The 6,382-nt window shown below is 75.1% G+C and carries 7 protein-coding genes; 6 read left to right on the top strand and 1 reads right to left on the bottom strand.

Translation table 11 applies throughout. The features are described from left to right. The 5 genes from ACWCSD_RS45220 to ACWCSD_RS45200 form a co-directional block, all read left to right on the top strand. Positions 1-333: CBS domain-containing protein (locus tag ACWCSD_RS45220; protein ID WP_449924700.1), on the top strand; the 333-nt coding region annotated here is incomplete at its 5' end. 74 nt (positions 334-407) lie between these two features. Continuing rightward, the gene (locus ACWCSD_RS45215; protein WP_358286025.1) at positions 408-1,013 is read left to right on the top strand and encodes a TetR/AcrR family transcriptional regulator; all 606 of its coding nucleotides are present in this window, start codon (positions 408-410) and stop codon (positions 1,011-1,013) included. Positions 1,014-1,124: 111 nt separating this feature from the next. Then, positions 1,125-2,579 (top strand): MFS transporter, encoded by a 1,455-nt coding sequence (locus tag ACWCSD_RS45210; protein ID WP_449924695.1) that lies wholly within the window; start codon positions 1,125-1,127, stop codon positions 2,577-2,579. 174 nt (positions 2,580-2,753) lie between these two features. Then, positions 2,754-3,116: an STAS domain-containing protein gene (locus ACWCSD_RS45205; protein WP_358286019.1), complete on the top strand. Its 363-nt coding sequence runs from the start codon at positions 2,754-2,756 to the stop codon at positions 3,114-3,116. 82 nt (positions 3,117-3,198) lie between these two features. Then, positions 3,199-5,460, top strand: a complete 2,262-nt coding sequence (locus ACWCSD_RS45200) for a SpoIIE family protein phosphatase (RefSeq protein WP_449924691.1) — start codon at positions 3,199-3,201, stop codon at positions 5,458-5,460. A gap of 30 nt (positions 5,461-5,490) precedes the next feature. Here the strand turns inward: ACWCSD_RS45200 and ACWCSD_RS45195 are convergent, their stop codons facing one another. Next, positions 5,491-6,081, bottom strand: coding sequence for a TetR/AcrR family transcriptional regulator (locus ACWCSD_RS45195; protein WP_449924688.1), 591 nt, complete (start codon positions 6,079-6,081; stop codon positions 5,491-5,493). A gap of 78 nt (positions 6,082-6,159) precedes the next feature. On the opposite strand from ACWCSD_RS45195, the gene ACWCSD_RS45190 reads away from it, so the two are divergent. After that, positions 6,160-6,382, top strand: a 223-nt coding sequence (locus tag ACWCSD_RS45190) for an alcohol dehydrogenase catalytic domain-containing protein (RefSeq protein WP_449924685.1), incomplete at its 3' end; no start/stop codon positions are given.

Genomic DNA, 6,382 nt, shown 5'->3' with positions numbered 1-6,382 from the left:
GGCGACGACGGCCGCCCCCACAGCATCCTCCCCGGCACGCAGGTGCTCCGGCTGGCCGTGCCGCGCTACTGCCAGGACGACCCGGCCCTGGCCCGGGTGGTGGACGAGGCCCACGCCGACCTGTTCCTGCGCCGGCTCGGCACGCGTACCGTCCGCGAGTGCCTGCCCGAGCAGCCGCGCGAGCTGCCGGTGGCGGACATGAAGGCCACGGTGCTCGAACTGGCGGCGCTCATGGCCCGCACGCGCAGCCCGCTGGTGGCGATCGTGGAGGACGGCCGGGTCGCCGGGGCCGTCACCCTCCAGTCCCTGCTGGACCACGCGCTCGCCCTCTGACCACCTCCCCCGGTCCCGGTGACGCGCCGAGGGCAGCGGCGATCTCCGGCCGGGGGCGTCGTAGGCTGGTGCCCATGGGGAAGACCGCCGCCGCCCGACAGCCCGTCCCCGCCCGGCGGGCCGACGCCGAACGCAACATCGCCGCCATCCTGGAAGCCGGGACGCGGCTGCTCAGCGACGACCCGGGCGCGAGCGTGGCCGAGATCGCCAAGGCCGCGGGCGTCGGCCGGGTCACCCTGTACGGGCACTTCCCCTCCCGCGAGGCCCTGGTGGACGCCGTCCTCGACCACACCGTCGGGCTGGCCGACGCCGTCCTGGAGGACGAGGCCCTCGACACTGCTCCCGCGCCGGAGGCGATGGCCGGGCTGCTGCATTCGTCGTGGGAGATCCTCGACCGCCACCGGCGGCTCTTCGTGGCCGCCGACCGGGTGCTGCCCACCGAGCGCATCCGCGAGCACCACGACCGCCCGCTGCGCCGGGTGGAGCGCCTGATCGCCCGCGGCCAGGACGACGGCGACTTCCGCACCGACCTGCCGCTGGAGTGGCTGGTGACGACGTTCTTCGCGATCATCCACAGCGCGGCCCAGGAACGGGAGGCCGGCCGTCTGGCCGCGGAGGAGGTCGAGCCGGTCCTGACCCGCACCATGCTCTCCCTCCTCACCCCGCCCTCCCCCGCCTGACACTTCCCCTTCAGGGCTCCTCCCAGCCGATCGGTCGCCTCGACACCCTACCGGCGTACCGTTTTATTGTGCTTAACTTGAACACCAGTGTACAAGTTAAGGAGACCTGGGATGAGTCATCACGTCGGGACGCGGGCTGCCGCGCCCGCGCAGAGCAAGGGCTGGGCGGTGCTGGCGTTGTTGTGCCTGGCGCAGTTCATGCTGATCATCGACATCACCGTCGTCCAGGTGGCCCTGCCCACCATCGGCGCCGACCTCGCGCTCGGCCGGGAGGCGCTGACCTGGGTGGTGACCACGTACACGCTGTGCTTCGGCGGCCTGATGATCCTCGGCGGGCGGCTCGCCGACGCGCTCGGCCCCCGCCGCACGCTGCTGGCCGGGCTGGCGCTGTTCACCGCGGCCTCGCTCGTCTGCGGCCTGGCCGGCGACGGCGGCACGCTCATCGCCGGGCGGGCCGTCCAGGGGGTCGGCGCGGCGCTGCTGTCCCCCGCGGCCCTGGCCGTCGTCACCACCGTCTTCCAGGGCGAGCGCCGGGCCCGCGCGCTCGCCGTGTGGGCGGCCATCGGCGGTTCGGGCGCGGCGATCGGCGTGCTGCTCGGCGGCGTCCTGACCGACGGCCCCGGCTGGATGTGGGTGTTCTACGTGAACGTCCCCGTCGGCCTGCTGGTGCTGGCCGCCGTCCCCCGCGTCGTCCCCGCCCGCGTCAGGGACGGTGTCGAGGACGGGGCCCCGCGCGGCGGCCGGGTCGACGTCGGGGGCGCGCTGCTCGTCACGCTGGCGACCGCCCTGCTGATCTACGGGCTGGTCTCCGCCGGCGACGGCGGCTGGGGCGCCGCGGGAACCGTGCTGCCGCTGGCCGGGGCCGCCCTGTCCTATGTCGCGTTCGTGCTGGTCGAGCGGTCGGTACGGGCGCCGCTCATGCGGGTCGAGACCCTGGCCAGGCGGCCCGTCGTCTCGGGCGCGTTCGTCATGCTGGTCGCCACCGGACTGATGCTGGGCCTGTTCTTCCTCAGCTCCCTCTACCTGCAGCACGTCCTGGGCTACAGCCCCCTGCGGACCGGGCTCACGTTCCTGCCCGTCGCCGTCGCCATCACGCTCGGCGCACACCTCGGCGGCCGTCTCATCGGCAAGGTCGGGGGCCGGCCGGTGGCCGTGGCGTCGTTCCTGCTGACCGCCGCGGGGGCGGCGCTGATGACGCGGGTCTCTCCCGAGGCGGGCGCGTTCACCACCTTGGTGCCGGGGTTCGTGCTGGCCGCCGTGGGGATCGGGCCGGCGTTCGTGACCGCCACCACCACGACGATGGCCAACGTCCCGCCCGGCGAGAACGGCGTCGCCTCCGGGGTGATCAACACCTTCCACGAGCTGGGCGGCTCGATCGGGGTGGCCGTGGTGTCCACGGTCGCCGCGTCCAGTCTGATGCCGGGCGCGGGGGCCGGCGGCTTCACCTCGGGGCTCGTGCTGTGCGCGGTCGTCGCGGGGGCGGCGGCGGTGATCTCGCTCGGCCTCGTCCCGCCCGGCAGGCCGGCGGGCGCGTTCGTCGGCCATGGGCACGGTCACGGTCACTGACGGGATGTCCCCGGCGACCCCGGGAGGCTATTCTGCTTGCGTGACTGCTCCGCCCCCCGCGGGACGCGGCTACTCGACCCACCCGCCCTGCGCCGGGGCCGGTCATCACCGGGCGCCGGGCGACGCCCCTCCGCCGCCGGTCGCGTCACGCCCGAGGCGCGGTGGGCAGCGGCGATGCCACCGCTGACGCTCCTGCGCCGGGAGCAGCCGGGCGTCACCGTGATCGTGGTGTCCGGCGAGCTCGACGCCACCAACCGCGCCCAGTTCGAGAGCTTCCTGCGAGATCGTCCGGAGCCCGGTCACCAGGTCGTGTTCGACCTGGCCCGGGTGCCGTTCGTGGACAGCTCGGGCCTGCACGTCCTGCTGGCCTTCGCCACCGACCAGCTCAGGAGGTCGGGTGCGGTGCGCCTGGCCGCCGTGCAGCCCCTGCCCGCCCGGCTGCTGGACATCACCGGGGTGCTCGGGCACCTCCCCGTGCACGACACCGTCGAGGAGGCGGTGGCCGCCGCCAGGGCCGCCGCGGAACGTTCCGTGTGACGGGCGGCGCGCGGGGGCATTCTCGGCTAACTTCGGGGCTAGCAGGCGTCTGGGCGCAGGCGACGCGGTGAGGAGTCGCGCCATGGGGAGTTCAGCCGAGGAGACGGGCCTGGCCAGGCTGGCCGCGACCGTCGAGCGCCTGCGCGCCGAGCTGCACGAGGTCCGCCGCGCCGCCGACGACCGCGCGCTGGTCGAGCTGGCGAAGGGCATCCTGGTCGAACGCCTGCGCTGCGCCCCTGCGCAGGCCGCCGACCAGCTCGCCACGCTCGCGGCCAGGACCGGGCGGCCGCTGGCCGAGCTGGCGGCCGACGTCGTCAACCGGGCCGCCGACGACCCCATTGCCGACGCGTCCCTGACCGGCGCCGCCGGGCTCGACGGCGGTCCGGAGCCGTCCGCCGGGCACGCGGCGGCCGCGGTGCGGCTACGCACGGCCGAGAGCGCCGCGCTCGGCGCCACGGACGTGCAGGCGGCGGCCCACGCCGTGCTGGAGACGGCCCTGCTGCCGATCGGCGCGACGGCGGTCGCGGTGTGGGCGGCCGGGCCGGACACGTCGCTGACGCTGGCCGGGCACGCGGGCTTCAGCGCGGAGGAGGCCGGGCTCTGGCAGCAGGTCCCGCCGGGCCTGGTCACGCCGGCCACCAGCACGCTGATCGAACGCCGCACGCTGTGGCACACCACACAGGGGCCGCCCTCGATCGGCCGCCACCAGCTGACCGGCGGCCGCGTCACCGCGCTGGCCCGGCTGGGCGGACGGGTGCTCGGCGTCCTGGAGATCTGCTGGCCGGGTGACTGTCCGGAGCCCACGCCCAGGATGGAACGGCAGATCGAGGCGCTGGCCGACCTGTGCGCCCTGACCCTGAACTCCCCGGGGCCGCCCGCGCGCGCCGGCGCCGCCCTGGCCGAGCTGGCCGCCCTGGCCGACTCCATTTCCGACCCGGCGCTCGTCCTGGTGCCGCACCTCGACCCGCAGGGGCACATCGCCGACTTCCGCGTCCACCACGCCAACGGGTCGTCGGCGGTGCGGGCGGGCGGGCTGCTGCTGGAGGCGTACCCGTTCGCGGCCAGGGAGCTGCTGGCCAGGATCGAGCACGTGCACGCCACCGGCGAGCCGTTCCGCGCCGCCGACATGCCCTTCACCGCCGCCTCCACGGCCGAGGTGAGCATCACCCGCCACGGCGGGAGCGTGCTGCTCGTCCGGCGCGACCATGACGACCAGGCCCGCCTTCTTGAGCACGCCCAGCGTCTGGGCCGGATCGGCGGCTTCGAGGAGAACGCGCTCACCGGCGAGATCATGTGGAACGCCCAGATGTTCTCCCTGTACGGCCTGCCGCCGGACGCCCGGCCGGTCCCGCTGGAGCGCCTGCGCGACCACGTGCACCGCGACGACGAGGTGGCCGTGGGCCTCTTCCTGCGCACGGTGCTGCATCACCGGCGGCCGGCCGCGACGGCGTTCCGGCTCGAACGGCCCGACGGGGTGGCCCGCCATCTGCGCGTGGTGGCCGAGCCGGTGTTCGCCCCCGACGGCCGGCTGGCCGGGCTGCGGGGGGCCTACCAGGACGTCTCGCCCCAGCACTGGACGGAGGTCGCGCTGGCCGTGACCCGCGACCGGCTGGCCCACACCGAACGGCAGTCCGCCGAGCGCAACCGCCTGGCCCTGCAGCTCCAGCACGCCATCATGCCGCCCGCGCACGGCCGCATGGACTCCTTCGGGCTGCGCATCTCGGTCCGCTACCGTCCGGCGCAGAAGGAGGACCTGGTCGGCGGCGACTGGTACGACGCGGTCGTGCTGCCGTCGGAGCGCATCCTGCTGTCGGTGGGCGACGTGGCCGGGCACGGCGTCGAGGCCGCCACGGGCATGGTGGTGCTGCGCAACGCGCTGCGCGGCCTGGCCGCCACCGGCGCGGGCCCGGCCCGGCTGCTGAGCTGGCTCAACCTGGTCGCCCGGCACCTGGCCGACCGTATGACGGCGACCGCGATCTGCGGCCTGTACGACCCCGCCACCCGCGTCCTGCGCTGGGCCAGGGCCGGGCACCTGCCGCCGATCCTGCTGCGCGGCGCCCAGGGCACCGAGCTGCCGATGGTCAAGGGGCCGCTGCTCGGCGCGTTCGCCGACGCCGTCTACGAGGAGGGGCGGCTGCAGCTGGAGGCCGACGACACGCTGCTGCTCTACACCGACGGCCTGATCGAGCGGCGCGACCACAACCTGCGCCACGCCCAGGACCGGCTGCTGGCCGTCGCCTCGCGGACCGCCGCGACCCTCGACCACCGGCTCGACGACCTGCTCACCCACTGCAACTCCGACACCGACGACGACACCTGCCTGATCGGCGTGCACGTGCGCTGAGCCGGGCGTGCGAAGGGGCCGGGCGCCGGGTCAGGCGGGCGGGAGGAGGCCGAGCCGGTCGAAGGCCGCGGCCACGCTCGGGGCCAGCGCCGCCGGGTCGTCGCCGGCGACGGCGCGGCCGGCGGTGTAGCAGGCCAGCGCGAGCTGCGGGGCCAGGGCCGCCGTCTCGGGGGTGGCGCCGTGCTCGCGCAGGACCTCGGTCATCGTCTCGGCGAATCGGCGCTGCTTGCGCGCCGTGCGGTCGCCGAGCTCGGGATGATCGGCGATCAGCCGTTCGCGCAGGACGTAGCGGCCGGGGTCGAGGGTGGCCCTGGCGCACAGGGCGAGGGTGAGCTCGCGCACCTGGGCGAGCGCCTCGGGCAGGCCGGGCGGACGGTCGCCGCGCAGCTCGCGGTGGTGGGCGGCCAGGCCGTCGAGCCAGTCGTGCTCCCCCGCGAAGACGACCTCCTGCTTGTCGCCGAAGTAGCGGAAGAACGTGGTGCGGCCCACCTCGGCGCGCTCGGCGATGTCGGCGACCGTCACCTCGTCGTAGCCGCGCTCGGCGAAGAGCCGGTAGGCGGCCTCGATGATCTCGTCGCGGGCTCGCCGTCGCTTGCGGTCGCGCAGGGAGGGCTCGGTCACGGGCCCAGTCTAGCGCTCATGGACGGCGTCCCTTATGGTACTCAGTACCATTTGAAACTGGATTCCATTGGAGTTGCCATGCGAGCCGTGCAGATCACCGAGTTCGGCGGTCCCGAGGTCGTGCGGGTGCGGGAGGTGGACGAGCCGCGGCCCGGCCCCGGCCAGGTCGTCGTGGACGTCTCGCGCTGCGGCGTGAACTTCGCCGACACGCTGCTGCGCGAGAACGCCTACCTGGCCGCGACCACGCTGCCGGTCGTCCCGGGCGGCGAGGTGGTCGGCAGGACCGCCGATGGCCGCCGCC

Source organism: Nonomuraea sp. NPDC001684, assembly GCF_053596515.1.
Note: the sequence above shows the minus strand (reverse complement) of the source record. Positions and strands in the feature narration are given on the sequence as shown.

Bases quoted from the DNA above. Each gene is read 5' to 3' on its own strand.
- ACWCSD_RS45215 (WP_358286025.1), top strand. From the start codon at position 408: ATGGGGAAGACCGCCGCCGCCCGACAGCCCGTCCCCGCCCGGCGGGCC.
- ACWCSD_RS45210 (WP_449924695.1), top strand. From the start codon at position 1,125: ATGAGTCATCACGTCGGGACGCGGGCTGCCGCGCCCGCGCAGAGCAAG.
- ACWCSD_RS45205 (WP_358286019.1), top strand. From the start codon at position 2,754: ATGCCACCGCTGACGCTCCTGCGCCGGGAGCAGCCGGGCGTCACCGTG.
- ACWCSD_RS45200 (WP_449924691.1), top strand. From the start codon at position 3,199: ATGGGGAGTTCAGCCGAGGAGACGGGCCTGGCCAGGCTGGCCGCGACC.